The sequence below is a fragment of the Arthrobacter sp. Soil_N43 genome, assembly GCF_057655195.1.
In genome coordinates this window covers 21492-47510 of the sequence record NZ_JBDGML010000062.1, presented here as the reverse complement: position 1 = coordinate 47510, position 26019 = coordinate 21492, and the positions used below count along the sequence as shown (strand labels likewise).

Annotated in this window: 23 protein-coding genes and 1 tRNA gene; 17 read left to right on the top strand and 7 right to left on the bottom strand. The window is 66.0% G+C overall.

The annotated features are described in order from the left end of the window. Window positions 1–64: 64 nt before the first annotated feature. From prpB to AC3A3W_RS05480, 5 genes are all read right to left on the bottom strand, one after another. Entirely contained in the window at window positions 65–970 is a 906-nt protein-coding gene (gene prpB, locus AC3A3W_RS05500) for a methylisocitrate lyase (RefSeq protein ID WP_487440963.1), read from the bottom strand. Then, on the bottom strand, window positions 971–2491 hold the full coding sequence (locus AC3A3W_RS05495; RefSeq protein WP_487440993.1) for an MmgE/PrpD family protein: 1521 nt from the start codon (window positions 2489–2491) through the stop codon (window positions 971–973). A 26-nt stretch (window positions 2492–2517) separates the two neighbouring features. Next, window positions 2518–3159 carry a GntR family transcriptional regulator gene (locus tag AC3A3W_RS05490; RefSeq protein WP_205652662.1) on the bottom strand — a complete coding sequence of 214 codons (642 nt, stop codon included), beginning with the start codon at window positions 3157–3159 and terminating at the stop codon, window positions 2518–2520. A 124-nt stretch (window positions 3160–3283) separates the two neighbouring features. After that, a complete protein-coding gene (locus AC3A3W_RS05485) occupies window positions 3284–3997 on the bottom strand; it encodes a response regulator (protein ID WP_487440961.1) in 714 nt (237 codons plus the stop codon). Next, window positions 3994–5640, bottom strand: coding sequence for a sensor histidine kinase (locus AC3A3W_RS05480; protein WP_487440960.1), 1647 nt, complete (start codon window positions 5638–5640; stop codon window positions 3994–3996). The genes AC3A3W_RS05485 and AC3A3W_RS05480 overlap by 4 nt, the downstream gene beginning before the upstream one ends. 139 nt (window positions 5641–5779) lie before the next feature. Here AC3A3W_RS05480 and AC3A3W_RS05475 point away from each other — a divergent pair, with 139 nt between their 5' ends. The 10 genes from AC3A3W_RS05475 (at window position 5780) to AC3A3W_RS05430 (ending at window position 15534) form a co-directional block, all read left to right on the top strand. Next, window positions 5780–7123 carry a cation:dicarboxylate symporter family transporter gene (locus tag AC3A3W_RS05475; protein ID WP_487440958.1) on the top strand — a complete coding sequence of 448 codons (1344 nt, stop codon included), beginning with the start codon at window positions 5780–5782 and terminating at the stop codon, window positions 7121–7123. Window positions 7124–7409: 286 nt separating this feature from the next. Beyond that, window positions 7410–8309: a ParA family protein gene (locus tag AC3A3W_RS05470; protein ID WP_205652596.1), complete on the top strand. Its 900-nt coding sequence runs from the start codon at window positions 7410–7412 to the stop codon at window positions 8307–8309. A 143-nt stretch (window positions 8310–8452) separates the two neighbouring features. Then, the gene (locus AC3A3W_RS05465) at window positions 8453–9229 is read left to right on the top strand and encodes a segregation and condensation protein A (protein WP_487440991.1); all 777 of its coding nucleotides are present in this window, start codon (window positions 8453–8455) and stop codon (window positions 9227–9229) included. Beyond that, window positions 9226–9888 (top strand): SMC-Scp complex subunit ScpB, encoded by a 663-nt coding sequence (gene scpB / locus AC3A3W_RS05460; protein WP_487440956.1) that lies wholly within the window; start codon window positions 9226–9228, stop codon window positions 9886–9888. The genes AC3A3W_RS05465 and scpB overlap by 4 nt, the downstream gene beginning before the upstream one ends. A 107-nt stretch (window positions 9889–9995) precedes the next feature. Next, on the top strand, window positions 9996–11204 hold the full coding sequence (locus tag AC3A3W_RS05455; RefSeq protein ID WP_487440955.1) for a pseudouridine synthase: 1209 nt from the start codon (window positions 9996–9998) through the stop codon (window positions 11202–11204). 3 nt (window positions 11205–11207) lie between these two features. Then, complete coding sequence (locus tag AC3A3W_RS05450; RefSeq protein WP_487440953.1) at window positions 11208–12317, top strand: prephenate dehydrogenase; 1110 nt, start codon at window positions 11208–11210, stop codon at window positions 12315–12317. Further along, window positions 12317–13030 (top strand): (d)CMP kinase, encoded by a 714-nt coding sequence (gene cmk / locus AC3A3W_RS05445; RefSeq protein ID WP_205652600.1) that lies wholly within the window; start codon window positions 12317–12319, stop codon window positions 13028–13030. Before AC3A3W_RS05450 ends, cmk begins: the two co-directional genes overlap by 1 nt. Further along, window positions 13023–13757, top strand: coding sequence for a lysophospholipid acyltransferase family protein (locus AC3A3W_RS05440; RefSeq protein WP_487440951.1), 735 nt, complete (start codon window positions 13023–13025; stop codon window positions 13755–13757). The genes cmk and AC3A3W_RS05440 overlap by 8 nt, the downstream gene beginning before the upstream one ends. A 10-nt stretch (window positions 13758–13767) precedes the next feature. Then, the gene (gene der, locus AC3A3W_RS05435) at window positions 13768–15318 is read left to right on the top strand and encodes a ribosome biogenesis GTPase Der (RefSeq protein WP_487440949.1); all 1551 of its coding nucleotides are present in this window, start codon (window positions 13768–13770) and stop codon (window positions 15316–15318) included. A gap of 139 nt (window positions 15319–15457) precedes the next feature. Next, window positions 15458–15534, top strand: a tRNA-Pro gene (locus AC3A3W_RS05430). A gap of 118 nt (window positions 15535–15652) precedes the next feature. Here AC3A3W_RS05430 and AC3A3W_RS05425 read toward each other — a convergent pair. After that, window positions 15653–16585: an Fpg/Nei family DNA glycosylase gene (locus AC3A3W_RS05425; RefSeq protein ID WP_487440947.1), complete on the bottom strand. Its 933-nt coding sequence runs from the start codon at window positions 16583–16585 to the stop codon at window positions 15653–15655. 161 nt (window positions 16586–16746) lie between these two features. Between AC3A3W_RS05425 and gcvH the strand changes: the two genes are divergently transcribed. From gcvH to AC3A3W_RS05400, 5 genes are all read left to right on the top strand, one after another. Then, a complete protein-coding gene (gcvH, locus tag AC3A3W_RS05420; RefSeq protein ID WP_205652604.1) occupies window positions 16747–17133 on the top strand; it encodes a glycine cleavage system protein GcvH in 387 nt (128 codons plus the stop codon). A gap of 161 nt (window positions 17134–17294) precedes the next feature. Next, window positions 17295–17771 carry an FHA domain-containing protein gene (locus AC3A3W_RS05415; RefSeq protein WP_487440945.1) on the top strand — a complete coding sequence of 159 codons (477 nt, stop codon included), beginning with the start codon at window positions 17295–17297 and terminating at the stop codon, window positions 17769–17771. 21 nt (window positions 17772–17792) lie between these two features. Next, window positions 17793–18509, top strand: a complete 717-nt coding sequence (gene ftsR, locus AC3A3W_RS05410) for a transcriptional regulator FtsR (RefSeq protein ID WP_487440943.1) — start codon at window positions 17793–17795, stop codon at window positions 18507–18509. Then, window positions 18509–19012 carry a bifunctional nuclease family protein gene (locus tag AC3A3W_RS05405; protein ID WP_205652606.1) on the top strand — a complete coding sequence of 168 codons (504 nt, stop codon included), beginning with the start codon at window positions 18509–18511 and terminating at the stop codon, window positions 19010–19012. Before ftsR ends, AC3A3W_RS05405 begins: the two co-directional genes overlap by 1 nt. A 251-nt stretch (window positions 19013–19263) precedes the next feature. Then, on the top strand, window positions 19264–19860 hold the full coding sequence (locus AC3A3W_RS05400) for a MerR family transcriptional regulator (RefSeq protein ID WP_205652607.1): 597 nt from the start codon (window positions 19264–19266) through the stop codon (window positions 19858–19860). A gap of 99 nt (window positions 19861–19959) precedes the next feature. On the opposite strand, the gene AC3A3W_RS05395 is transcribed toward AC3A3W_RS05400, so the two are convergent. Further along, window positions 19960–20781 (bottom strand): ParA family protein, encoded by an 822-nt coding sequence (locus AC3A3W_RS05395; protein WP_205652608.1) that lies wholly within the window; start codon window positions 20779–20781, stop codon window positions 19960–19962. A 303-nt stretch (window positions 20782–21084) separates the two neighbouring features. On the opposite strand from AC3A3W_RS05395, the gene AC3A3W_RS05390 reads away from it, so the two are divergent. Continuing rightward, window positions 21085–24480: a pyruvate carboxylase gene (locus AC3A3W_RS05390; protein ID WP_487440940.1), complete on the top strand. Its 3396-nt coding sequence runs from the start codon at window positions 21085–21087 to the stop codon at window positions 24478–24480. 138 nt (window positions 24481–24618) lie between these two features. Further along, the gene (locus AC3A3W_RS05385) at window positions 24619–25980 is read left to right on the top strand and encodes a MinD/ParA family ATP-binding protein (RefSeq protein WP_487440939.1); all 1362 of its coding nucleotides are present in this window, start codon (window positions 24619–24621) and stop codon (window positions 25978–25980) included. The last annotated feature ends 39 nt before the right edge of the window (window positions 25981–26019 follow it).

Below are 26019 nucleotides of genomic sequence, written 5' to 3'. Positions count from 1 at the left end.
CTCCTTCGTTCCTTGCCTCAGTTGACCGGCCCCCCAGGGCCGGCGGTCCGGTTTGGACTGCGCGTCAGTCGGTTCCGGGGATCCGGAAATTAAAGACGCCCGTATCAAAGCGGTTGTAGGCCTCGTAGTCCACGAGGTCGTACAGCCGCGCACGGGTGAGCATGCTTCCTACCTGTGCCTCCTGCGTTCCGTCGGCCCTGATCGATTCCAGCGTACGCTCCGCGGCGCCCATGGCACTACGGAGCAGGGTCACGGGATAGATGACCATGTTCACGCCGACGTTCTGGAGCTGGTCCACGGTGAACAGGGCGCTTTTCCCGAACTCGGTCATGTTGGCCAGGATCGGCACGTCGACGGCGTCCCGGATGGCCTGGAATTCGCTGAGGTCCTTCATGGCTTCCGGGAAGATGGCGTCGGCTCCGGCATCCACCAGGGCGCGGGCCCGGTCCTTCGCGGCCTCCAGGCCCTCAACCGCCCGGATGTCGGTGCGGGCCATGATGAGGAAGTTGGGGTCGCGCCGGGCATCGGCGGCGGCCCGGATGCGTTTGGTGGCGGTGTCGAGGTCCACGACGTTCTTGCCGTCCAGGTGGCCGCAGCGTTTGGGGTTGAACTGGTCTTCGATGTGGCAGCCGGCGAGTCCGGCGTTTTCCAGTTCCTGGACGCTGCGGGCGACGTTCATGGGCTCGCCGAACCCGGTGTCGGCGTCCACGATCGAGGGCAGGTCGGTCATCCGGGCGATCTGCCCGGCCCGTTGCGCGACTTCTGTCAGGGTGGTCAGCCCGATGTCCGGCAGGCCGAGGTCGTTGGCCAGCACCGCGCCGGAGATGTAGACCCCGGCGAACCCCTTTTCCTCGATCAGCCGTGCGGAGAGGGGGTTGAAGGCGCCGGGGAACTGCGCGATGGTGCCGGAGGCCAGCAGTTCACGGAAGCGCAGGCGTTTCTGTTCGGGTGTGGTCTTGGAGTACAGCATTTAGAACAGCCCCTTGGGTGCCGCGGCGAAGTCGATGACGCCGGGGGCGGCGGTGATGTTGAGCTGGTCGAGTTCGCCGGCCACCAGTTCCGGGAGGCGTTCGACGGTGGCGAGGAACCTGTTGATTTCGGCTTCTTCGACCAGGCCGGTGGCCAGGGTGCGGAACTTGTTCACGTACTGCTCGCGGGCGAACGGCCGGGCACCGAGCGGATGGGCATCGGCCACGGCGATTTCGTCGGTGATGACGGTGCCGTCGGTCAGGGTGATTTCCACGGACCCGCCGAAGGCCTTCTCGTTGATGTCCAGGGAGTGGTAGCGGCGGGTCCATTCCGGGTCCTCCACGGTGGTGACCTTGTGCCACAGCTCCACCGTGTCAGGCCGGGCGGCGCGCTCGGGGGCGTAGGAGTCCACGTGGTGCCAGGCGCCGTCCTGCAGCGCGACGGTGAAGATGTACGGGATGGAGTGGTCCAGGGTCTCCCGGGACGCGGTGGGGCTGTACTTCTGCGGATCGTTTGCGCCCGAGCCGATCACGTAGTGGGTGTGGTGGCTGGTCTTGATCAGCACGGACTGCACGTTGGACGGGTCCGTGGCCTCGGGGTGTTCCTTGTGCAGCTTCCGTGCCAGGTCGATCCAGGCCTGGGCCTGGTATTCCGCGGAGTGCTCCTTGGTGTAGGTGTCCAGGATGGCGCGTTTCGCCTCACCGGGCGTCGGCAGCGGGACCATGTAGGAGGCGTCCGGGCCGTCCAGCATCCAGGCGATGACACCGTCCTCGCCTTCGTAGATGGGCACCGGGGAGGTCTGTCCGCGCATCGAGCGGTCCACGGCCTCTACGGCCATCTTGCCCGCGAATGCAGGGGCGTGGGCCTTCCAGGTGGAGATTTCGCCCTTGCGGGACTGCCGCGTCGCGGTGGTGGTGTGCAGTGCCTGGCCCACGGACTGGAAGATCGTTTCGACGTCGAGGCCCAGCAGGGTGCCGATCCCGGCCGCGGCGGACGGGCCCAGGTGCGCCACGTGGTCGATCTTGTGCTTGTGCAGGCAGATCGCCTTCACGAGGTTCACTTGGATCTCGTAACCGGTGGCGATGCCGCGGATGAGGTCCGCGCCGCTGGATCCCACGTGTTGGGCCACCGCCAGGATGGGCGGGATGTTGTCGCCCGGGTGGGAGTAGTCCGCCGCGAGGAAGGTGTCGTGGTAGTCCAGTTCGCGGACCGCGACACCGTTGGCCCAGGCCGCCCATTCAGGGGAAACCCGTTCGCCGATTCCGAAGACCTTTGCGCCCTTGCCGTTGGCAGAAGGGCCGTGGGCGAGGGCTTGCGCCCGGGCCGCAATGATGGGAGCACGGTTCAGCGATGCAATGGCCACCGAAGCGTTGTCGATGATGCGGTTGATCACCATTTCGGTGACGTCGTCGGTGACGGCTACCGGGTCGGCGGCGACCACGGCGATCTTGTGGGCCAGCTGGTCCTCGCGGGGCAGGTTTTCCTCGCTCTTGTATACGCGGACGTGGTGTTCCTTCACTATGGGGGCTCCTTGCTAGGTATGGACGGCTAATGGGGTGTGTGGGTCGCTTTGACGTGGGAAAGACTGCGGTGCAGGTGCACGGTGGTGGCCGCTTCGGCCAGGCGCGGGTTGCGGGCGGCTATCGCTTCGGCGATGGCCGCGTGCTCGGCCGCTGCTGCGGTGAGCCGGGCGGCGTCGTCGGCGGCCAGCCGCCGGACGCGCACCAGATGCACCCGAAGGCTCCGCATGGCCTGGGCCAGATAGGAGTTGGAGATAGCCGCATCAATGGCTTCATCCAGCCTGCCGACAAGCTCGTAGTATTCGTGCCGGGCCGGATCAGCGCCGCTGATCAGGTCCGGCGCTTCGAGCAGCTCCTTCTGGAGCTGGAGGAAGAGTGCGGCGTCGCCGCGCTCGGCAGCCAGGGCAGCTGCCCTGCCCTCGAGCGTTTCGCGGAGCTCGAACAGTTCGTCGATGTCCTCAAGCGAGATATCGGTGACGACGACGCCACGGCCGCCCGCCGTCGTCGTCAGCCCTTCCGCCGTCAGGCGGCTCAGCGCCTCCCGAAGGGGCGTGCGTGAGACGCCCAGGCGTTCGGACTGCTCGACTTCGGCGAGCACCGTCCCGGGGAGGAGCCGCCACTCGATGATGTCATCACGCAGTGCCGCGTACGCCCGGTCGCTGGCGCGCATGCCGCCTCCCTTCAATGGTCGATGCCACTGAGTGTATACATGAAGGCGGACTTTGCCCAGCGTTATCCGGATTTTCCGCGCATTATCCGGTTCCGTGTATACACGGAACCTGGCCCGGAGGCGCTCAGGCCCGGGACCAGCGGTATTCGTTTTCCGGGCGGCCTGGCGCCCCGTACCGGGCGGTGCGGGAGACCGTGCCGGCGTCGGCCAGGTACTCCAGGTAGCGCCGGGCCGTGACCCGGGACATGCCCAGCGCCGTCATCACCTCTGTGGCTGAAACCGCCCCCGGCTGCTGCCTGATGAAGTCGCGGACCGCCTCAAGGGTGGACGGTGCCAGGCCTTTGGGAAGGGGCAGCTCGGACGGCGCCCTGAGGCTCGCGAACGCCTGGTCGACGTCGCTCTGGGAAGCTCCCATCTTGGAGGATCCGGCTCCGGGTGCGGCCAACTGCTCGCGGAACTGCCGGTAACTCTCCAGCTTGTCCGCGAACGTGGCAAACGTGAACGGCTTGATGAGGTACTGCACCACGCCGATGGAGACAGCGTTGCGGACGATCGTGAGCTCCCTGACCGCCGTGATGGCAATGATGTCGGCAAAGTGGCCGGCGGAACGCATGCGGCGGGCGATGTCCAGCCCGTGCAGATCCGGAAGGTTCATGTCCAGGAGGACCAGCTCCACGGGACTGCCGGCGGCTGCGAACTCGGTAAGCATCCGCAGGGCAGACTGCCCATCCGGGGCGGTACCGGCCAGCGTGAAGCCGTCCAGCCTGCCCACATAGGCGGCATGCGCCGCCGAGGCGATCGGCTCGTCCTCGACGACGAGGACCCGGATGTCTGTCACGCTTGCTCCTCCAGGAGACTGTGCGGGTCCGGCAAGGGCAGCGCGATGTGGAAGCGTGCGCCGCCCGAGCGGCCGGAATTGGTGATGGTCATCGTACCGGCCAGACGCTGGACCGCCTGCTTCACAAGCGCCAGCCCGAGGCCGCGGCCGAAGGGCCCGGCCTCCTTGGTGCTGAAGCCGTACCGGAAAATGTCGTCGATGGCATCCGGTGCAATGCCCTTGCCGGAATCCTCGACAGTGATCTCCAGTCCGCCGCCGTCTGACTCCACCGTCAGCTCCACACGCCTCGGGGCCGGTGCGTCGGAGGCGGCATCGATGGCGTTGTCCAGCAGGTTGCCAAGAATGGTGACGAGGTCCTGGACGGCAAGGCCCGTGGCGCCTGTTGTCCGGGACGCCTCCACGGCCAGCTCCACGCCGCGTTCATGGGCTTCGGCGGCCTTGCCCATGATGAGCGCGCTGAGCACGGGTTCCTGCACGGACCCCATGATGTCGTCCGTCATCTGCTGGCTGAGTTCAAGATCTTTGGTGGCGAAGTCGAGGGCCTCGCCGGTCCGGCCGAGCTCCAGCAGCGAAACCATGGTGTGGAGGCGGTTGGCGTGCTCGTGGGTCTGGGCGCGCAGTGCGTCCGAGAGCGTCCGCATGGTCTGAAGCTCGCTTCCCAGCGATTCGATTTCGGTGCGGTCCCGGATCGTGGCAACTGTTCCGAACACCGGGGCAGGCCGGCCTGCGGGGGAGTCCGGGCCCACGGCGGGGCCCTGGTTCACCACCAGGACGCCGGAGGCCGTCAAATGGATTTCATCGTGGACGGTGCGGCCCGATTCAAACAGGTTCTTCAGGCTCGGCGTCAGCGGCAGGTCGGCCAGGAACGGAGCGTTTGACGGATCGTCGCCCGAGTCCCGCGGCTCGAGCCCCAGCAGTTCGGCGGCCTGGTCGTTGTACATCACCACGCGTCCCCTGGGGTCGATCAGGATGACACCTTCGCGCACCGAATGCAGCACGGATTCGTAGTAGGCAAAGAGCTGGGCAAGCTGTTCCGGTCCCCAGCCGCGCGTTACCCGCCGGAGATATCCTCCGAGCAGCCAGGAGGCGATGGACCCGGCCGCGAGGAGGGCGCCGGAGATAGCCAGCAGGGCCGGAATCCTGCCGGCCACCGCGACGTCGATGGTTCTGACCGTGACACCGGCGGCCACCAGGGCCTTTACCGAGCCGCCGGCGTCCTTGACCGGAGCAATTGTCCGTACGGAGGGGCCCAGGGTTCCGGCGGTGATTTCCGTGAACACGCGCCCCTCAAGGGCATCGGAGATTGAACCGATGTACGGCTGGCCAAGCTCCTCGGTCCGGGGGTGCGTCCAGCGTGTCCTGTCCGGCGCCATGATGGTGATGAAATCGGCGTCGGCGTCCTCCATCACCCTGAGCGCGTAGGGCTGGAGCCGGGCCGAGGGATCAGCGGAGGCCGCGGCCTGCAGCACCAGCGGGTTGTCTGCAACTGAAACCGCCAAGGCCGTCATCCGGCGTCCGGCCTCGTCATAGGTGCGGTCGCGGGCGTCGATGAAGGCCGCGGTCCCCACGACTGCGGTGAGCGCCAGCACGAACAGCAGATTGGCCACGAACAGCCGCCTGGCAATGCTCCAACGGTGGATCACAACACCTCCTATGACCAATATGAACGCAACGGTGAGCCAAGTCACTTTGTGCCGAATGATGGAAATCACAAAGGACCGACGCGATCAGCCCAGAGTCTGTGCCGAAGCGTTTTCCAGATTATCCATAAGGAGACACATCATGGCTTCTCAACGAGGAGAGTCGGCTGCACCGGCCAAGGCCGGCCGCAAGGGACTGGACAAGTCCCACTACCTTTACATCGCCGTCATCGCCGCCGTCATCCTGGGCGCCGTGGTGGGGCTGCTGTTCCCCGAAGTCGGGAAATCCCTGAAGCCGCTGGGCGACGGGTTCATCAAACTCATCAAGATGATGATCGCCCCGATTATCTTCTGCACCATCGTCTTGGGCATCGGCTCCATCGCCAAGGCCGCGACCGTCGGCAAGGTCGGCGGCCTGGCCCTCGGGTACTTTGTCCTCATGTCGACGTTCGCCCTTGGCATCGGCCTTGTGGTCGGCAACCTGATCCACCCCGGTGAAGGCCTGAAGCTGGCGCCGTACGATCCCAACAAGAAGGCTGAACTAGACAGCACCGTAGCTTTCCTCCTTGGCATCATCCCGGGCGACATCCCTGTCCTGCCCACACTCTTCGCCGCCATCCTCGTGGGCTTTGCACTGCAGAAGATGGGCGCGCAGGGCGCCCCGGTCCTCAAGGCCATCGGCCACGGCCAGGCTGTGGTGTTCCGGATCCTCATCATGATCATGTGGCTGGCTCCGGTCGGCGCATTCGGCGCCATCGCTGCGGTTGTCGGTGCCACGGGCTTCCAGGCAATCGTGAGCATGTTCACCCTGATGGCCGCGTTCTACATCACCTGTGCACTTTTCATCGTGGTAATCCTCGGCGGCCTCCTGCAGGCGGTGGCAGGCGTGAACATTTTCAAGCTGATGAAGTACCTGGCACGCGAATACCTCCTGATCTTCTCCACCTCATCGTCCGAGGCCGCGCTGCCCCGCCTGATCGCCAAGCTCGAGCACCTGGGTGTCTCCAAGCCGGTCGTAGGCGTCACCGTTCCCACCGGTTACTCCTTCAACCTGGACGGCACGGCCATCTACCTGACCATGGCATCCCTGTTCGTGGCCAACGCCATGGGAACCCCGCTGGATCTTGGTGCCCAGATCTCCCTGCTGATCTTCATGATCATCGCCTCCAAGGGTGCAGCCGGCGTCACCGGTGCAGGCCTGGCCACACTGGCCGCCGGCCTGCAGGCCCACAAGCCCGAACTTCTGGGCGGCGTCGGCATGATCGTCGGCATCGACCGCTTCATGTCCGAGGCCCGGGCCCTGACCAACTTCACCGGAAACGCCGTGGCCACCGTTCTGATCGGAACCTGGGTCAAGGAGATCGACAACCAGCAGGTGGGCCGCGTCCTGTCCGGCGAGGAGCCCTTCGACGAGCAGACCATGATTGCCAGCCACCACGGTGTCCAGGAGACCCCGGCGCAGCAGCCCGTTCCGGCCAACGCCTAGGCATCACAGGGCCAGGCTGAAACCCAGGCTTACCATGCAGCGGCGCTCCAGCGCCCATAACCGCCCGCACAGGCCAGCCCTGTGCGGGCGGTTTGCATGAGCGGAAGGCTAACCTTCGACCTCAAGTAAAAGGTCAAGGCTCAAACGCCATCAAAAGTCAAGTTCCACGAAATGCCGTGTCGGGCGCTGTAGCCTTGGGTGGAAGAAGCACGGGTGCTGGACATTCAGCGGCCCCGGCATTCAGCGGCACAGAAAAATCACCGTCATCGAAAGTGTGGATAGATACGTGAGCAGCGAACAGGGTTCAGCAACTCTGGAAGGCACGGAACTCGACCTGGAAGACGCCGTGATGGGTCCCACAGGACGTCCCTACCGCGAATTTCCGGAGCCCGCGCCGCTGTCCTCCCATGGACCGGCCCGCGTGATTGCAATGGTCAACCAGAAGGGCGGCGTGGGTAAGACCACGTCAACCATCAACCTCGCGGCCGCGCTGGCGGAGTACGGCCGCCGCGTGCTGCTGGTGGACTTCGACCCCCAGGGGGCGCTGTCCGCCGGGCTCGGCGTCAACCCGCACGAACTCGACCTAACCGTCTACAACGTCCTCATGGACCGCAAAGTGGACATCCGTGACGCGATCCACCAGACCGGCGTCGAGAACGTTGACCTGCTGCCTGCCAACATTGACCTGTCCGCCGCGGAGGTCCAGCTCGTCAATGAGGTGGCTCGCGAACAGGTGCTCGACCGCGCGCTGAAGAAGGTCGAGGACGACTATGACATCGTCCTGATCGACTGCCAGCCCTCGCTGGGCCTGCTCACGGTGAATGCGCTCACGGCCGCCCACGGCGTGATCATTCCGCTGATTTGCGAGTTCTTTGCACTGCGGGCCGTGGCGCTCCTGGTGGAAACCATCGACAAGGTCCAGGACCGCCTCAACCCGCGGCTGCAGGTGGACGGGGTCCTCGCCACGATGTACGACGCCCGGACACTGCACAGCCGCGAGGTGATCTCCCGCCTGGTGGAGGCCTTCGGCGACAAGGTCTTTGAGACAGTCATCAAGCGGTCCATCAAGTTCGCCGACGCCACCGTTGCCGCCGAACCGATCACCAGCTACGCCGGCAACCACATCGGCGCCGACGCCTACCGCCGTCTCGCCAAGGAGCTCATTTCGCGCGGCGGCGCGCCGTAGCCTGGGCCGTGGCTGAGTCGGCAACTCCCCTCGCGGAACGTGCCCGGCCGGCCGGCACTTCCGACGGCGGTGCCGCGCCGGAAGCTGGCGCCGCGCCGGATGCCGGCGTTGCGGGCGCGAAAAAGCCGGGTTTCGAAGTCCGCCTGGCGAACTTCACCGGCCCCTTCGACCTCCTGCTGGGGCTGATCGCCAAGCACCAGATGGACATCACCGAGGTGGCACTCGCCACCGTGACCGATGAGTTCATCAAGTACATCCGGAACCTGCAGTCCCTGGGGGAGGAGTGGGCCCTCGACGAAGCCAGCGAGTTCCTCGTCATCGCCGCCACCCTCCTGGACCTCAAGGCCGCCCGGCTGCTCCCGGCCGGCGAGGTCGAGGATGAGGACGACGTCGCACTCCTGGAGGCCCGGGACCTGCTTTTTGCGCGGCTGCTGCAGTACAAGGCGTTCAAGCAGGTGGCCGCCCTCATGGACGCGACCCTTGAGCTCGAGTCCCGGCGGTATCCGCGGCAGGTGGCGCTCGAGGAACACTTCGCGGCGATGCTGCCTGAACTCGTCTGGAAGCACACTCCGCAGCAGTTCGCGGCCCTGGCCGAAGGCGCCCTGACGCCCAAGGCCCCGAAACCCACCGAAGTGGGGATGGCCCACCTGCACGGGAGCCCGGTCAGCGTCAGGGAGCAGGCGGAGCTTATCGGGCTTCGTCTGCGGGAAGGCGGGCCCCTGTCCTTCCGCGCCCTGATTGTCGACGCCGAATCCACGCTCGTGGTGGTTGCGCGTTTCCTCGCCCTGCTGGAGCTCTTCCGCGATCAGGTCGTGGCATTTGACCAGGTGGCGCCCCTCGGCGACCTGGCAGTGCGGTGGACGGCATCGGCCGAATGGAGCAGCGATCAACTGAGCGAAGAATATGAGGACCAGCCGTGAGGAAGCCCCAACAGGAACCGCAGCCCGGCGACGCCACCGACCTGTCCGGGCTACCGGGTGGCGCACGCGCCGCCCTGGAGGCCGTGCTGATGGTGCTGGATGAGCCGGCGTCCGCCACGGACCTTGCAGCAGGCCTGAACCTGACCGTGGAAACGGTGGAGAAGTTGCTGCTGGAACTGCAGCGCGAGTATGACGGCTATACTGTTAAAGCCCCGGATATGGAAACCGCCAGTGACGCTGGCTTCACCTCCAGCCCCCGGGGTTTTGAATTGCGGAATGTTGCCGGTGGCTGGCGCATCTACTCCCGGGCTGAATTCGCCGACATTGTCGGTGCCTTCGTCCTGGAGGGCCAGACAGCCAGGCTGACGCAGGCAGCGCTTGAAACGCTTGCCGTCATCGCTTACCGGCAGCCCGTTTCCAGGGCCAGGGTGTCTGCAATTCGAGGGGTCAACGTTGACTCTGTCGTGCGGACGCTGACCCAGCGCGGGCTGATCGAGGATTCCGGAACTGATCCGGAATCGGGTGCAATCCTGTACCGCACAACGTCGTATTTCCTTGAACGCATGGGAATCGGCTCGGTGGCGGAGTTGCCTCAGATTTCACCGCACCTTCCGGGGCTTGACGGAATCGATGAGTTTTACGACGCCGGAAGAATGTAGGCAACTGTGCCTGCAGAACAGTATTAACCAGTGCAGATTTAATCTGCAGGGCTGGCTAGTGTTGTCCTTGGACAACCGTTGCCGGTCAACACAACGAAGGACGGGTCATGACACAGGCGGGACGCCAGGGTTCACCACGTAAAAGTTCAGGACGTAAAGCTCCGGAACGAAATTCAGCGGGCAGCGCAGGACGCGGTGCCCCCAGCCCCCGCGGCGGCGGTTTCGGCGCCGGCCAGCGGGACTTCTCCAAGGGCGGCGACCGCCCCTACAAGGCCCCCAAGCCGCGCGAGGAGCGTTTTGTCGATCCCGACGAATCACCCGTCGCTGACACGGGCCGGCCTGCCGCAGGCGACTGGAAGTCCGGCGCCAAGCCGGCAGCCAGGAAGCCCGGAGCACGCAAGCCCGGGGCAGGAAAGACGCCCGGCACTCCCGGTGCGCTCAAGCCCAAGCCGCGCTCCGCTGCGGCCAAGGCCTACGGTACGCGCGCGTTCGGTGGCGAGCGGTTCGGCCAGAACCTCGGCGCCGTCCGCAAGCCGTCTCGCAAGCGCGGCCCCAGCGGCCCCGTGCCGCAGTCCGAACTGCACGACGCCGACGGCGTCCGCCTGCAGAAGGTCATGGCCCAGGCCGGAGTGGCTTCGCGGCGCGTCTGCGAAGAGATGATCGCCGAAGGCCGTGTGGAAGTCGACGGCCAGGTCGTCACCGAACTCGGTGTGCGCGTCGACCCCAAGACATCCGTTATCCACGTGGACGGCCTCCGCATCCAGCTCGATGAGTCCCTCGTATACATGGTCTTCAACAAGCCCAAGGGCGTCGTGTCCACCATGGAAGACCCGGACGGGCGTCCGTGCATCAGCGATTTCGTCCGCAATACCCATGGCGAGCGGCTCTTCCACGTCGGCCGCCTGGACGTCGCCACCGAGGGCCTCCTGCTGCTGACGAACGACGGCGAACTGGCCAACCGCCTGACGCACCCTTCCTACGAGGTGCCCAAGACGTACCTGGTCCAGGTCCGGGGTCCCTTCCCGCAGGGCATCGGTGCGAAGCTGAAGGCCGGCGTTGAACTGGAAGACGGCATCGCCTCTGTGGACTCCTTCCGCCTCGTGGACTCCACCCCGGGCCACGTGCTGATCGAAGTTGTGCTGCACTCGGGCAAGAACCGGATCGTCCGCCGGCTGTTCGACGCTGTCGGATTCCCTGTGCTGCGCCTCGTGCGTGTCAAGGTTGGCCCCATCGGACTGGGAGACCAGCGCCAGGGAAGCATCCGCAACCTCGGTAAGCAGGAAGTCGGCCACCTGCTGGCATCCGTAGGACTCTAGGGCATGTCGGCATTCCGTAATCACGGCCGAGGGCACTTGAGCGGACCGGTCGTCGTGATTGGCACGGGCCTGCTCGGCACGAGCATCGGCCTTGGTCTTCGCGGCCGCGGCGTGGCCGTCTACCTCTCCGATCCGTCGCCCACCAACCAGGCCGTTGCCGTGGACATCGGCGCAGGCCTGCCCCTGGCGGCGCTGGAAGGTGAGCAGCCGGAACTCGTCGTCGTGGCTTCACCGCCGGACGTGACGGCCGACGTCGTCGAACAGGCGCTGTCCGACTACCCGGACGCCACTGTGGTGGACATTGCCAGCGTGAAGGCAGCCATCCAGGACGAGCTGCGCCGCCGCGGCGTGGACCTGTCCCGGTACGTCGGAACCCACCCGATGGCAGGGCGCGAGAAGTCCGGGCCGGTGGCTGCCCGCGGCGAGCTGTTCACGTCCATGCCATGGGTCGTCTGCCCGTCGGAGGAAACCTCGGCCGCGGCCTTGCAGGCCGCAAGGGCGCTGGCCACGGATCTTGGCGCCCTCGTGTCGCAGTTCACCGCCCATGAGCACGACGAAGCCGTGGCCCTGGTCTCCCACCTGCCCCAGGTGATGTCCTCGCTGCTGGCCAGCCGCCTGCAGGGCACGCCGCTGCACGCGCTGTCCCTGGCGGGCAACGGGCTCCGTGACGTTACCCGCATCGCCGCCAGCGACCCCACGCTGTGGGTGCAGATTCTCGGCGCCAATGCCGGGAAAGTCGTCGAGATCCTCTACGGCGTCAGGGAAGACCTCAACAGGCTGATCGGCACGCTGGAGGACCCGGCGGCACCGGGTGCCCGGCTGGACCTCGCCCAGCTGATGAGCGAGGGCAACGCCGGCCAGTCACGGATTCCGGGTAAGCATGGAGGGCCTCCGCAGGCCTATTCATGGCTCACCGTGCTGGTGGATGACAGGCCGGGGCAAATCGCCCGGCTGCTGACGGAAATTGGCGAGATCGGCGTCAACGTCGAGGACCTGCGGCTGGACCACTCGTCCGGCCAGAACGTCGGCATGGTGGAATTGTCGGTCCTGCCCAACAGGCACGATCTCCTCATTGAAGCCCTCAACGACCGTGGATGGCGGGTACTGCAGTAATGACACAGGAACTTATCGACACGATGCCGGCGCTCCGGCTGGGCCGTCCGCTTGTGGTGGCCATCGACGGACCGTCGGGATCCGGCAAGTCCAGCGTCAGCAAGGAAGTGGCCCGCCGCCTCAACCTCGCCTACCTGGACACCGGCGCCATGTACCGTGCGCTGACCTGGTTCTGCCTGGACCGCGGCACCGACCTCAACGATGCCTCCGCAGTCGAGCTCGCGGCCGAAGACATGCCGCTGGACATCAGCACCACCCCGCACGAGGAGTACGTGCGGGTGGACGGCACCGATGTCACCGCAGCCATCCGGGAACCCGCCATCTCCTCGGCGGTCAGCACCGTGGCAACCACGCTCGGTGCCCGGACGGAACTCATCCGCCGCCAGCGGGCACTGATCGAAAAGCACCACCGCCGCATGGTGGTGGAAGGCAGGGACATCACTACCGTCGTCGTGCCCGGCGCAGAGGTCCGCATGCTGCTCACCGCCAGCGAAGAGGCACGGCTGCGCCGGCGCGGAATCCAGCTCGGCGGCACCCAGAGCGCCGAACAGCTCGCCGCCCAGGTAACCCAGCGGGACGCCAAGGACTCGACTGTGGTGAATTTCACCCAGGCGGCCGACGGCGTGGTGACGCTCGATTCGTCCGACCTGGACTTCGAGGAAACCGTGACGGCGGCGCTGCGGATCGTCACCAAAGTGATCAACCATGAGTGACGCCGCTGCGGCCGCCGCGACGGGGCTCCCGCCCCGATGGACCATGGGATGGAGCCGGCCTGTGGGCTGGCTGCTGGATCATGTGGTCTACCGGACGTCCGTCACGGGGCGCTCCAACGTCCCCACCGAGGGCCCGGTGATATTCGCCGGCAACCACATCAGCTTCCTGGACGGGCCTGTCATGTTCGGAGCTTCCCCCCGTCCCATGCACATCCTCGTCAAAAAGGAGATGTTCACGGGGTTCCTGGGGCGCGTGCTGCGGGCTTCGGGCCAGCTGCCCGTGGACCGTACCGGTGACCGGGCCGCGCTGCAGGTCAGCAAGGCCGTGCTCGATGCCGGCCGCTGCATCGGGATCCTGCCGGAAGGCACCAGGGGGAGCGGGAAGGCAGCCGGCATCAGCAACGGCGTCGCCTGGCTCGCGCTGAACTCGCAGGCCACGATTGTGCCGGTGGCCATCCTGGGCACGCGGCAGGGCGGCGAGCACCTTGACACGGTTCCGCGCCCGGGCCGCAGGCTCCATGTCAGCTTTGGCGAAGCTGTCAGCATCAGCCGGAATCCCGGCGAGACTGGGCGTGCTTCAATGGACAGGGCGGCAAAGGAAATCCGCGCTGCGCTGGCGGACCACGTCCAGAACACCATTCATCTCAGCGGGCAGGCCCTGCCTTCCGCGGATTTCCCACACGAACGTACAGACGCAGTAGCCGGGTCGCCGGCAGATCACCACTAAGGAAAGTGCAATGAGCGATACGACTCAAACTTCCGGCCGCTCCGGCGCCGGCGAAGACGAATACACGCCCACCGGCACCGACCAGGTGGCTGAACATCTCGCAGCCCTGGACGATGAGGAGGCAGAGCTCCGCGCGGCCTCGCTCCGGGCTGGACTGGATGACTACGAACTCGACGAGGAAGACGCCGCCCTCCTGAGCGGCCGCTACGATGACGAGGATCTGGAGGGCCCGGTCAAGCTGGACCCCGTCCTGGCGATCATCGGACGCCCCAACGTCGGCAAGTCCACACTGGTTAACCGCATCCTGGGCCGCCGCGAGGCTGTCGTGGAGGACACCCCCGGGGTGACCCGCGACCGCGTGATGTACTCCGCCCACTGGAACGGGCGCAACTTCACCGTCGTGGACACCGGCGGATGGGAACACGATGCCCGCGGTATCCATGCCCGGGTGGCGGAGCAGGCCGAAATGGCCGTTGAGCTCGCAGACGCCGTGCTGTTCGTTGTCGACTCCGCCGTGGGTGCAACCGCCACGGACGAAGGCGTCATGAAGATGCTGCGCAAGAGCAAGAAACCCGTCATCATGGTCGCCAACAAAGTGGACGACTTCGCGCAGGAAGCAGACTCCGCCACGCTGTGGGGCCTCGGCTTCGGCGAGCCGTACCCCGTCTCGGCCCTGCACGGCCGCGGCGTTGCAGATCTCCTGGACCACGTCATGGACACGCTTCCGGAGTTCTCCACGATCGAGGGGCTCGAACGCTCGGGCGGCCCGCGCCGCGTGGCCCTGATCGGCCGGCCCAACGTGGGCAAGTCATCCCTGCTGAACAAGCTGGCCGGCTCGGAGCGCGTAGTGGTGGACAACACCGCCGGCACCACCCGCGACCCGGTGGATGAATTCATCGAACTCGGCGGGCGCACCTGGCGCTTCGTCGACACCGCCGGGATCCGGCGGCGCCAGCACATGGCGCAGGGCGCCGACTTCTACGCCTCCCTGCGGACGCAAAGCGCGCTCGAAAAGGCGGAGGTCGCCGTCGTGCTTCTGGCCGTTGACGAGGTGCTGAGCGAGCAGGATGTCCGCATCCTGCAGCTCGCCATCGAATCGGGACGCGCCCTCGTGCTCGCTTTCAACAAGTGGGACCTCCTGGATGACGAGCGCCGCCGGTATCTGGAACGCGAAATCGAGCAGGACCTGGCCCACGTTGAATGGGCTCCGCGCGTCAACATCTCGGCCAAGACCGGGTGGCACAAGGACCGCCTCGTGCCCGCACTGGACCTTGCCCTCGAGAACTGGGACAAGCGCATCCCGACCGGCCGGCTCAACGCCTTCCTGGGCGAGCTCGTGGCCGCACACCCGCATCCGGTCCGCGGCGGCAAGCAGCCCCGCATCCTGTTCGGCACCCAGGCCTCCAGCCGCCCGCCGAAGTTCGTCCTGTTCACCACGGGATTCCTGGACCCGGGTTACCGCAGGTTCATCACCCGGCGGCTGCGTGAAACGTTCGGTTTCGAGGGTACGCCCATCGAGGTCAACATGCGTGTCCGCGAAAAACGGGGCAAGAAGCGTTAATTAGGACACACCGGGCCCGTGGCGGACGAAAATGTCACGGGCACCCTCCGGAATCGTGTAAGCTTTTGGAGGTGGTTCGGCCGGACTGCTTAGGTGAAATTCTTCTGAACTTCACTGAAGCGGAGAACGGCGGAACTGACGGGCTGTAGCGCAGCTTGGTAGCGCACTTGACTGGGGGTCAAGGGGTCGCAGGTTCAAATCCTGTCAGCCCGACCATAAAAACCCCGCCGATCCTGTACTGGATCCGGCGGGGTTTTTCTTTGCCCTTTTCCGTTTATTCTGCCCGGAACCCTTGGGAGGTCCTTGAGGAACCCGGTTATTTGAGGCCCCAGGATCATTTGAGGAACCGGGACGTCCGGCGGTCCGCGAGGATCTTGCCGTTGGTCTGGCAGGTGGGGCAGTACTGGAGGGACGTGTCCGCGAAGGACACCTCGCGGACGGTGTCCCCGCAGACCGGGCAGGGCAGTCCGGCACGGCCGTGGACCCTCATGGCGCCCCGCTTCGCATCCTTCAGGTCGCCGGGGGCCTTGCCCGTTGCCTCCTCCACGGCCGCACCGAGAACGCTGTGGATGGCGTCGTACAGAACCCGGACGGTCTCTTCGTCCAACGAGTCGGCCATGGCGTACGGCGAGATCCTGGCCGCGTGCAGGATTTCGTCGCTGTAAGCATTTCCGATGCCGGCAATCACGCTCTGGCTTCGCAGCACACCTTTGATCTGGTGGTGGCTGGCAGCCAGGAGCCCGGCGAACTTCGCTGGGCTGAACCCGGGATCCAGCGGGTCCGGTCCAAGGGCCGCGATTCCGGGCACGTCCTGGGGATCGTGCACCACATAGACGGCAAGGCTTTTCTTGGTGCCGGCTTCGGTCAGGTCGATGCCGATGTGCATGCCGTCCTCGCCGGCGAACGCCAGCCTCGCCGCGATGGGACCCTTGCCTGGCCGGAGCATGCCCTGCCCGGGCGGTGGCTGCCTGGCCGTAGCCTGCCCGGCTGTAGCCTTCGCGGCCGGGGCCGCTGCGGGCGACTCCGTGTAGCGCACCCAGCCGGCGCGGGCGAGATGGAAGACGAAGTGCAGGCCATCGGCGTCGATGCTGACGAACTTGCCGAACCGCCGGACGCCGGTCACGGCGCGGCCTTCCAGGGCCGTGTAGGGAGGACTGGCGGTCTTGAGCACGGCAACGGAGAGGACCTGGAGCTTCGTCAGCACGGTGCCCTCAAGGTGTGTGCCGAGAAAGGAACTCAGGCCGGCCACTTCGGGTAGTTCTGGCATGCCCCCACTGTGGCACAACGCGGCAGGTGTGTCAGCGCCTGAGCAGGGCCGATGTGGTTTCGGTGCGGCCTCCGGCCTGACGCGTATGCCTATACTTTCAGCGGTGGCTAGTTCCCTAGGCCTCCGTTGACATTGGTGATTGACCCGATGAAAGGCCCCTGATGAGCAACATTCCCTCTGATCTGTCCTACACCGCGGAACACGAATGGGTGTCCGCGCCGAACGCCGACGGTGTGGTCCGGATCGGGATCACCGACTTTGCCCAGGACGCCCTCGGGGACGTCGTCTACGCACAGATGCCCGAAATAGGAACTGCCGTGACGGCGAACGACGTCATAGGCGAGGTCGAGTCCACCAAGAGCGTCAGCGATATTTACGCCCCGGTGTCCGGCGAAATCGTGGCCCGGAACGAGGCCCTGGACAGCGATTCAGCCCTTATTAACTCCGATCCCTACGGCGACGGCTGGCTCATTGAGGTCAGGCTTGCGGAACCTGACGCAGTGGACTCCCTGCTCAGTGCATCGGAGTACGAACAACAGGTAGGCTAAAGCTAGCTGTTCGCGCTAAGCCGGGCCATGGCATCCAGTGCTGGTATCCAGTGGTGGTATCCAAAGGCCCGGCCAGCGCACGGCAAACCGGAGGTGCCAGGCGTTTCCGGACAGTACGCGTTGATTGCAGGGGGACATCTGCAACGAAGGAGGAGGAATCCATGGTTGGCGGCGAACAGAACCACACCGGCGGTGATTACGGCACGGGCGTGGGAAGGGCTTCGGAGACAACCTCGATCAACCTCACCCCGGTCCGCGACGAGCCGACGATCGTGCCCAAGCTTTCTCCGGAGGAGCGGACTGCCGTCGAGGCGTTGCCCTCCGGCTCCGCACTGCTGGTCGCACACAGCGGCCCCAACTCGGGCGCCCGCTTTTTGCTCGACTCCGACGTCACCACTGCCGGGCGGCACCCGGATGCCGACATCTTCCTCGACGACGTGACCGTCTCACGCCGGCATGTCGAATTCCGCCGCACTGCCCGCAGCTTTGAAGTTGTGGACACCGGCAGCCTCAATGGCACCTACGTCAACCATGACCGCGTGGACAGCGTGGAGCTGAAGTCCGGAAACGAAGTCCAGATCGGCAAGTTCCGACTCACCTTCTACCTGAGCCCTGCCCGCGCAGCAGGACGCGCCTGATTCGGAGCGCTGCCTGTGGCAATGGCACAACCGGAGCGCCGTGGACCCCTGGTCCTGAACATCGGGGAGGTCCTCGCTCAGTTGAGCGACGATTTCCCGAGCATGACGGCGTCAAAAATCAGGTTCCTTGAGGAAAAAGGACTCATCAATCCCCGGCGCACGCCGGCAGGCTACCGGCAGTACTCCGACGGCGACGTCGAGCGGCTCCGGTTTGTCCTGTCGCTCCAGCGCGACCAATATCTGCCGTTGAAGGTGATCAAGGACTATCTTGATGCCATCGACCGCGGAGAGCGTCCGGACAATCTTCCGCCCGGCGTGACGGTCTCCCCGCGCATCGTTTCCGATGAGCTGGCGGCTGAACTGCAGAACAAGTCCCGCAAGCTCAGCGAGGAACAGCTGAGGGCGGAGTCCGGTGCGAGCGTGTCGCTGCTGCAGTCCCTGCTGAGCTTCGGGCTGATCGGGCACTCGAACGGCCAGTTCGATGAGCATGCACTTCAGGTGGCGCGTGCCTGCGTGCAGCTGGAGGGCCACGGGCTGGAACCCCGTCACCTGCGGCCCTTCCAGGCTGCGGCGGAGCGGGAGTTCGGGCTGGTGGAACGGGCCGTTGCCACGCTGACGTCCCGCAAGGATGCAGCCTCGCAGGCCAGGGCCGCAGAGGCGGCCCGGGAAATCAGCGACCTTTGCCTGACGCTGCACCGGGCTCTGGTCCAGGACCGTATTTCACGGATGGAGATCTGATGATCGAAGTCGAGATTGTGGGCGTCCGGATCGAGCTGCCCTCCAACCAGCCCCTGGTGCTGCTCAGGGAAATCCACGGGGAACGGCACGTGCCCATCTGGATCGGCACGCCGGAAGCCAGCGCGATCGCTTTGGCGCAGCAGGGCGTGGTGCCGCCGCGCCCCATGACGCATGACCTGTTGGTGGACGTGGTGGAAACCCTCGGCCACGCTGTGGTGAGCGTCAACATCGTGGCGGTGGAGGACAACATCTTCTACGGTCAGCTGCAGTTTGATAATGGCGCCACCGTCAGCTCCAGGGCATCGGATGCCCTGGCCATCGCCCTGCGCGCGAAGTGCCGGATCTGGTGCGCGGATTCCGTGATGGATGAGGCCGGAGTCCGGATCACCGAACACGACGAGGGGGAGGACACCGAGCAGGGCCCCACCGTGGACGAAGAGAGCGAACTGCGCCAGTTCCGTGAGTTCCTGGATGACGTGGAGCCGGAAGACTTCGACGGCTAAGGTCACGTTAAGGTTAAAGTTGAGGCTGAAAGTTTCGACACGCCCCTTCAATGAGCCGAACATCTTTGACCTTGGGCCGTGGCAGGCCTAACGTCGAAGGTACCAAGTTCCCATTGCATACAACAGCCGCGCAAGTCACACTGGAAAGTGCTACTCCGGCCGAATTACATGCATGAGTTTCAATCTGACCCTCGTGCATGCAGGCTGTTGCGGCAAGTTCCCCAGGGGAGCTCATGACAAGGAGGATCCACGTGAGTCCGAAAGGCGAAGCAGGCGAGCTGAAGCAGCCCTCAACGGCCGGCGTAGCTGTGCCCGCAAGCGGTGCTCAGGGCCTTCTCTTCACTGAGGACCTCCCCGTCTTGGACGAGGACGCCGGATACCGCGGTCCCACGGCCTGTAAGGCAGCGGGCATTACGTACCGCCAGCTGGACTACTGGGCCCGCACGGGCCTGGTTGAACCGGCCGTCCGCGGAGCCGCCGGCTCCGGGTCTCAGCGGCTGTACGGCTTCCGGGACATCCTGGTCCTGAAGGTGGTCAAGCGGCTGCTTGACACCGGTGTATCGCTCCAACAGATCCGCTCCGCCGTGGAACACCTGCGTGAGCGGGGCGTCGAAGACCTTGCACAGATCACCCTCATGAGCGACGGCGCCAGCGTCTACGAGTGCACGTCCGCCGACGAGGTCATCGACCTCGTCCAGGGCGGACAGGGTGTCTTTGGCATCGCAGTGGGCCGGGTTTGGCGCGAAGTCGAAGGGAGCCTCGCCTCACTGCCCAGCGAACATGCCAGCGAGCAGGGCTTTCCCGACGACGAGCTGAGCAAGCGCCGGGCCGCCCGCAAGATCGGCTAGGCCCGCGGGGCGCCCCTTGGGCATCCATCTCGACGTGCAGCGAAGGCCGCCTCCCCGACGGGGAGGCGGCCTTCGCTCTTTCGTGGCTGCCCGCGGGCCTTAGCGGTTGCTGCGGGTGCGGCTCGCCCTGCCGGCTGACATCAGGTTGCCCAGGAGTGTGTCGAACAGCCCGGCAGCCGATTTGGCGGAGTCGCCGGGCCAATGGTGGATGGAATGCGCGGCGCCTTGGATCTGCTGCCAGTTTGCCTGCTCCGGAATGTGGGGTGTCAGCAACAGGTCGCCGAACATTGACTGCATCTCGGCAAGGCGGAACGCGTGTTCGGAAGACCCGGTACGCACCCGGTTCGCGACGATGCCCGCAGGGGACAGGTTGGGGGCGAACTCCTGGCGGAACAGCTGGATGGCACGCAGGGTGCGCTCAGTCCCTGCCACGGAGAACAGGCCGGGCTCTGCCACGAGGGCCACCTTGGTGCTCGCCGACCAGGCCATGCGGGTCAGTCCGTTCAGGGACGGCGGGCAGTCCACCAGGACGAGCTCGTACTTCTCCGCCCCCGCCAGAACGGAGGAGAGCCGGCGGAGATCCCTTTTGCCCAGGTCGGGGCGGTCGTAGATGCCGGTGTAGGCCGAGCCCACGGCCACGTCCAGGGCGGTGGGGCCTGAGCCGTTGCTTTGGGCCCGCGCGGTCCAGCCGCTGGCAACAACGTTTTCGGGAAGCCGGGCCTTGCGGGGATTCTTGAGCATCCGGCCGATGTCCAGCTTGTCACTCGGCTGCACTCCCAGGGCTGTACTGGCGTCGGCATGGGGGTCCAGGTCCACAACGAGGGTGGGGATGCCGGCGGCCAGTGCCGCAGACGCCAATCCGGTTGTGACGGATGTCTTGCCGACACCGCCTTTGAGGCTGCTGATGCTGACTACTTGCACTTGAAAACCAATACCTAACGCCGGTTGCCGTGTTGGGGTAGTTTGGCTCCGGCAACGCCGGAACCGGGGGACAGGCTTCGCCGCCCCATTCATCATATGTGGAGCCGGCGCCTAATCCCTTCTTATCGGGTCCGGGCATGGCTCACTGGATGGCCCTCCCGGATCCGGCCGGGCACAGCGTGATTGTGGCTTCGAAATGACGGATAATTTGTGATGGTCGACACAATGATTTGTGTTTCAATACGCGCGTCTTACACACTGTGACGACACTTACCGAACCACCCGCGATGATGCAGGAGAAGTATGTTTTCCAAGATTCTGGTGGCCAACCGCGGCGAGATCGCAATCCGTGCTTTCCGCGCAGGCTACGAACTCGGTGCCAAGACAGTCGCCGTGTTCCCCAACGAGGACCGTAACTCGATCCACCGCCAGAAGGCCGACGAGGCATACCTCATCGGTGAAGAGGGCCACCCAGTACGCGCATATCTTGACGTTGACGAGGTCATCCGGGTCGCCAAAGAATCCGGAGCCGACGCCATTTACCCCGGCTATGGCTTCCTTTCCGAGAACCCGGACCTTGCCCGTGCGGCCAAAAACGCCGGCATTACCTTCGTCGGGCCCCCGGCCGAGGTCCTGGAACTCGCCGGGAACAAGGTTGCCGCGCTGGAGGCTGCCCGCAAGGCCGGCGTCCCCGTGCTGAAGTCGAGCGCGCCCTCGAAGGACCTCGACGAACTCATCGCCGCCGCGGATGAAATCGGCTTCCCGATCTTCGCGAAGGCAGTTGCAGGCGGCGGCGGACGCGGCATGCGCCGTGTCGATACCCGCGAAGCGCTGCCCGAGGCGCTGCAGTCCGCCATGCGCGAGGCCGACGCTGCGTTCGGTGACCCCACCATGTTCCTGGAGCAGGCCGTGCTCCGTCCCCGGCACATCGAAGTGCAGATCCTGGCCGACGCCGAAGGCAACGTCATGCATCTGTTCGAGCGTGACTGCTCCATCCAGCGCCGCCACCAGAAGGTTATCGAGATCGCCCCCGCGCCTAACCTCGACGAGGGCATCCGCCAGGCCCTGTACCGCGACGCTGTGAAGTTCGCCAAGGCGCTCAACTACGTCAACGCCGGTACCGTCGAATTCCTCGTGGACACGGTAGGGGAGCGCGCCGGCCAGCACGTCTTCATCGAAATGAACCCGCGCATCCAGGTGGAGCACACGGTCACCGAAGAGGTCACCGACGTCGACCTGGTCCAGGCGCAGATGCGGATCGCCTCCGGCGAAACCCTGGCCGACCTCGGACTGTCGCAGGAGACGGTATTCCTCAAGGGCGCGGCGCTCCAGTCCCGCATCACCACCGAGGATCCGGCGAACGGCTTCCGCCCGGACGTCGGAAAGATCACCGGCTACCGCTCGGCCGGCGGCGCCGGTGTAAGGCTCGACGGCGGCACGGTGTACTCGGGTGCCGAAATCAGCCCGCACTTCGACTCCATGCTCGTCAAGCTCACCTGCCGCGGCAGGGATTACCCCGCCGCAGTGGCCCGGGCACGCCGTGCCCTCGCGGAATTCCGCATCCGTGGTGTGTCCACCAACATCTCGTTCCTGCAGGCTGTGCTGGATGATCCTGACTTCATCGCCGGCGATGTGGCAACCTCCTTCATCGACGAGCGCCCTCAGCTGCTGAAGGCCCGCGTTTCAGCCGACCGCGGCACCAAGCTGCTGACCTGGCTGGCTGAGGTCACCGTCAACAAGCCGAACGGTGAGCTCGCAGTCCACATCGATCCCGCCGAGAAGCTTCCGGCCGTGAAGGGGAGCGAGCCGCAGCCGGGCTCGCGCCAGCGACTGCAGGAACTGGGTCCGGAAGGTTTCGCCCGTGCCCTGCGTGAGCAGACGGCCGTAGCCGTCACGGACACCACGTTCCGCGACGCCCACCAGTCGCTGCTGGCCACCCGCGTCCGCACCCGCGACCTGGTGGCCGCCGGACCTGCCGTGTCCTCGCTGCTGCCCGGTCTGCTCTCCGTCGAGGCCTGGGGCGGCGCCACCTACGACGTTGCCCTTCGCTTCCTGGGCGAGGACCCCTGGGACCGCCTGGCTGCCCTGCGGAAAGCCATGCCGAACATCTGCCTGCAGATGCTGCTCCGCGGCCGGAACACCGTGGGCTACACCCCCTACCCCGAGGAAGTGACGGAGGCCTTCGTTAACGAGGCGGCCGCCACGGGCATCGACATCTTCCGCATCTTCGATGCGCTGAACGACGTCAACCAGATGGCTCCGGCCATCCGCGCAGTGCGTGCGACCGGCACGGCCGTCGCCGAAGTGGCTCTCTGCTACACCGGCGACATGCTGGACCCGAACGAAAAGCTGTACACGCTGGACTACTACCTGCAGCTGGCGGACAGGATCGTCGAGGCGGGCGCGCACATTCTCGCCATCAAGGACATGGCAGGCCTGCTGCGTCCGGCAGCGGCCGCGAAGCTCGTCCGTGCCCTGCGGGAACGGTTCGACCTCCCGGTGCACCTGCACACCCACGACACCGCCGGCGGGCAGCTCGCCACCCTGTTCGCGGCCGTCGATGCCGGTGTTGACGCCGTCGACGTCGCCTCGGCATCCCTGGCCGGAACCACGAGCCAGCCCTCCGCGTCTGCGCTGGTCGCAGCCCTGGCACACACCGAGCGCGACACCGGCCTGAGCCTGGCCAACGTCAGCTCCCTGGAGCCCTACTGGGAAGCCGTGCGGCGCGTGTACGCCCCGTTCGAGTCCGGACTGCCGGGCCCGACAGGCCGCGTGTACCAGCACGAAATCCCCGGCGGGCAGCTGTCCAACCTCCGGCAGCAGGCCATGGCGCTGGGCCTGGGCGAGCGCTTCGAGGCCATCGAGGACATGTACACCGCCGCGGACCGCATCCTGGGCCACCTGGTCAAGGTCACGCCGTCCTCCAAGGTGGTGGGCGACCTCGCCCTGCACCTCGTCGGGTTGAACGCCGATCCCGCGGACTTCGAACAGAACCCGCAGAACTACGACATCCCGGACTCGGTCATCGGCTTCCTCTCCGGCGAGCTTGGCGATCCTCCCGGAGGCTGGCCGGAACCGTTCCGCACCAAGGCACTGCAGGGGCGGAGCATCAAGGTCCGCGATGCGGAGCTCAGCGCAGAAGACAGCGCAGCGCTGAAGGGTGACTCCAAGACCCGTCAGCAGACGCTGAACCGCCTGCTCTTCGCCGGCCCCACCAAGGACTACCTGAAGAGCGTGGAAACGTACGGCAACGTTTCCGTCCTGGACACGCGCGACTACCTTTACGGTCTGCAGCGCGGCCAGGAGCACGTGATCCAGCTGGAGAAGGGCGTCCGCCTCATCGCCTCGCTGGAAGCGGTCTCGGAGCCGGATGAGAAGGGCATGCGCTCGGTCATGTGCACGCTCAACGGCCAGTCCCGTCCGGTGCTGGTGCGGGACAAGTCCGTGGTCAGCAACGTGAAGGCCGCCGAGAAGGCCGATCCCGCCCAGCCGGGGCAGGTGGCTGCGCCGTTCGCCGGGGCCGTGACCGTGACGGTCAAGGCAGGCGACACCGTCAAGGCCGGCGACACCGTTGCCACCATCGAGGCCATGAAGATGGAGGCGTCCATCACGACGCCGGTGGGCGGCAACGTGACGCGGCTCGCCATTTCCTCTGTGGAACAGGTTCAGGGCGGAGACCTGCTGCTCGTTGTTGAATAGCGGCCGGCTTGATGACCCGGTTGAGGAAGCGCCGGGGCCTTGCCGGTAGGCTGGGAATCTGAATAAAGGCTGTGGGGGCGGCGGATGCCGCCCCCACAGCCTTTGCATGATGAACAGGAACACACTGAGCGGGAGCCCATGACGCAGACGAACACGCCCAAGCCCGCGCCGCGGCCCGCCCGGGCCGCCGGCGCTGAAGAGCCCACCCCGGAGAAGGCTGCTGCAGCGTCCGCGCAGGATGCGGCGACAGGCACCGCCGTCTCCCCGGACACTGTGCCGGAGGCCGCTGTTTCCCCGGACACCGCGCCCGTGGACACAGTCCCGTCCGCAGCGCCCCCGGGCGACATTAACGTGGTGACAGTCTCCGACGCGCAGGACCGGACATCGGCCGGTTCTCTGTCCGCCGTCAGCACCATGACGATTCCGGTTCGTCCGGCCTCCCTGCCCACGGTGACGGCGGGACCCGCCGCCACCGTGCCGGAGGAGCCAGAGGGCAGCACGGCGGAGGAAGAGAACCAGGCAGATCCCGAGGCCCAGCACCAGCTCAGCGAACGCCGCGAACGCGCGGAAGGACCCGAGCCCGCTGCTGCCCTGACCGCGGACCGCCTGTTGAACAAGGCTGCCGCCGCACCCGTTGCCGGCTGGCGGCGCTGGCTGCACCAGGCCACGTTCGGCTTCGTGAACCTGGGCGATCCGGACAGTGTTAGGATCCAGCGCGCTTTAGAGCACCGGATTGCCACGCGCCTGGGGGAGCGCACCCGCTATGTCCCGGTGCTTTCACGCAAGGGCGGAGTGGGAAAGACCACCGTCACCACCCTTCTGGGGATGGTGCTGGCCGACCTGCGGGAAGACCGGGTGATCGCCATGGACGCCAACCCTGACCGCGGAACACTGTCGGACCGGTCTCCCGGCCGGGCGGATTTCACGGCCCGCCAGCTGGTCAAGGACAGGTTCACCGTCAACTCCTTCGCGCAGTTGTCCAACTACACGGCGCGGGACGGTTCACGGCTGGATGTTTTGGCTTCCGATACCGACCCCATGGTGGCCCATGCCTTCGACGACGCCGACTACCGCGCCGTCACCGACATCCTTGGCCGCTACTACTCGATCGTGCTGACCGACTCGGGAACGGGGATGGTTCACTCCGTCATGAAAGGCACCCTCGAGAAGGCCGATGCCGTCGTCCTGGTGTCCGGCGGCAGTGTTGATGAGGCCCGGCTCGCCTCGGAAACACTGTCCTGGCTGGAAGCGCACGGGCGCCAGGACCTGGTGGACAAGGCCACCGTTGTCATCAACATGGCTGCCGGCGACCGCACCCTTGTGAACATTGACGAAATCGAGCAACACTTCCTGTCCCGGGTCAAGAACGTGGTGCGGATTCCCCACGACCGGCACCTGGCCGAGGGGTCCCGCATCCAGCTGAGCCAGCTCAAGCCCGCCACACGCCGCGCCGCAGTGGAGCTGGCGGCCTTGGTGATGGAGGAACTCCAGCAGTCCTGAATCAGCCCGGAGGGCCGATGCAGGTGCCAACGCGAGAAC

Excerpts from the sequence above, each read along its gene's own strand:
- prpB (WP_487440963.1), bottom strand. The coding sequence starts at position 970 with ATGCTGTACTCCAAGACCACACCCGAACAGAAACGCCTGCGCTTCCGT.
- AC3A3W_RS05490 (WP_205652662.1), bottom strand. The coding sequence starts at position 3,159 with ATGCGCGCCAGCGACCGGGCGTACGCGGCACTGCGTGATGACATCATC.
- AC3A3W_RS05475 (WP_487440958.1), top strand. The coding sequence starts at position 5,780 with ATGGCTTCTCAACGAGGAGAGTCGGCTGCACCGGCCAAGGCCGGCCGC.
- AC3A3W_RS05455 (WP_487440955.1), top strand. The coding sequence starts at position 9,996 with ATGACACAGGCGGGACGCCAGGGTTCACCACGTAAAAGTTCAGGACGT.
- AC3A3W_RS05450 (WP_487440953.1), top strand. The coding sequence starts at position 11,208 with ATGTCGGCATTCCGTAATCACGGCCGAGGGCACTTGAGCGGACCGGTC.
- cmk (WP_205652600.1), top strand. The coding sequence starts at position 12,317 with ATGACACAGGAACTTATCGACACGATGCCGGCGCTCCGGCTGGGCCGT.
- AC3A3W_RS05440 (WP_487440951.1), top strand. The coding sequence starts at position 13,023 with ATGAGTGACGCCGCTGCGGCCGCCGCGACGGGGCTCCCGCCCCGATGG.
- der (WP_487440949.1), top strand. The coding sequence starts at position 13,768 with ATGAGCGATACGACTCAAACTTCCGGCCGCTCCGGCGCCGGCGAAGAC.
- AC3A3W_RS05425 (WP_487440947.1), bottom strand. The coding sequence starts at position 16,585 with ATGCCAGAACTACCCGAAGTGGCCGGCCTGAGTTCCTTTCTCGGCACA.
- gcvH (WP_205652604.1), top strand. The coding sequence starts at position 16,747 with ATGAGCAACATTCCCTCTGATCTGTCCTACACCGCGGAACACGAATGG.
- AC3A3W_RS05415 (WP_487440945.1), top strand. The coding sequence starts at position 17,295 with ATGGTTGGCGGCGAACAGAACCACACCGGCGGTGATTACGGCACGGGC.
- ftsR (WP_487440943.1), top strand. The coding sequence starts at position 17,793 with ATGGCACAACCGGAGCGCCGTGGACCCCTGGTCCTGAACATCGGGGAG.
- AC3A3W_RS05405 (WP_205652606.1), top strand. The coding sequence starts at position 18,509 with ATGATCGAAGTCGAGATTGTGGGCGTCCGGATCGAGCTGCCCTCCAAC.
- AC3A3W_RS05390 (WP_487440940.1), top strand. The coding sequence starts at position 21,085 with ATGTTTTCCAAGATTCTGGTGGCCAACCGCGGCGAGATCGCAATCCGT.
- AC3A3W_RS05385 (WP_487440939.1), top strand. The coding sequence starts at position 24,619 with ATGACGCAGACGAACACGCCCAAGCCCGCGCCGCGGCCCGCCCGGGCC.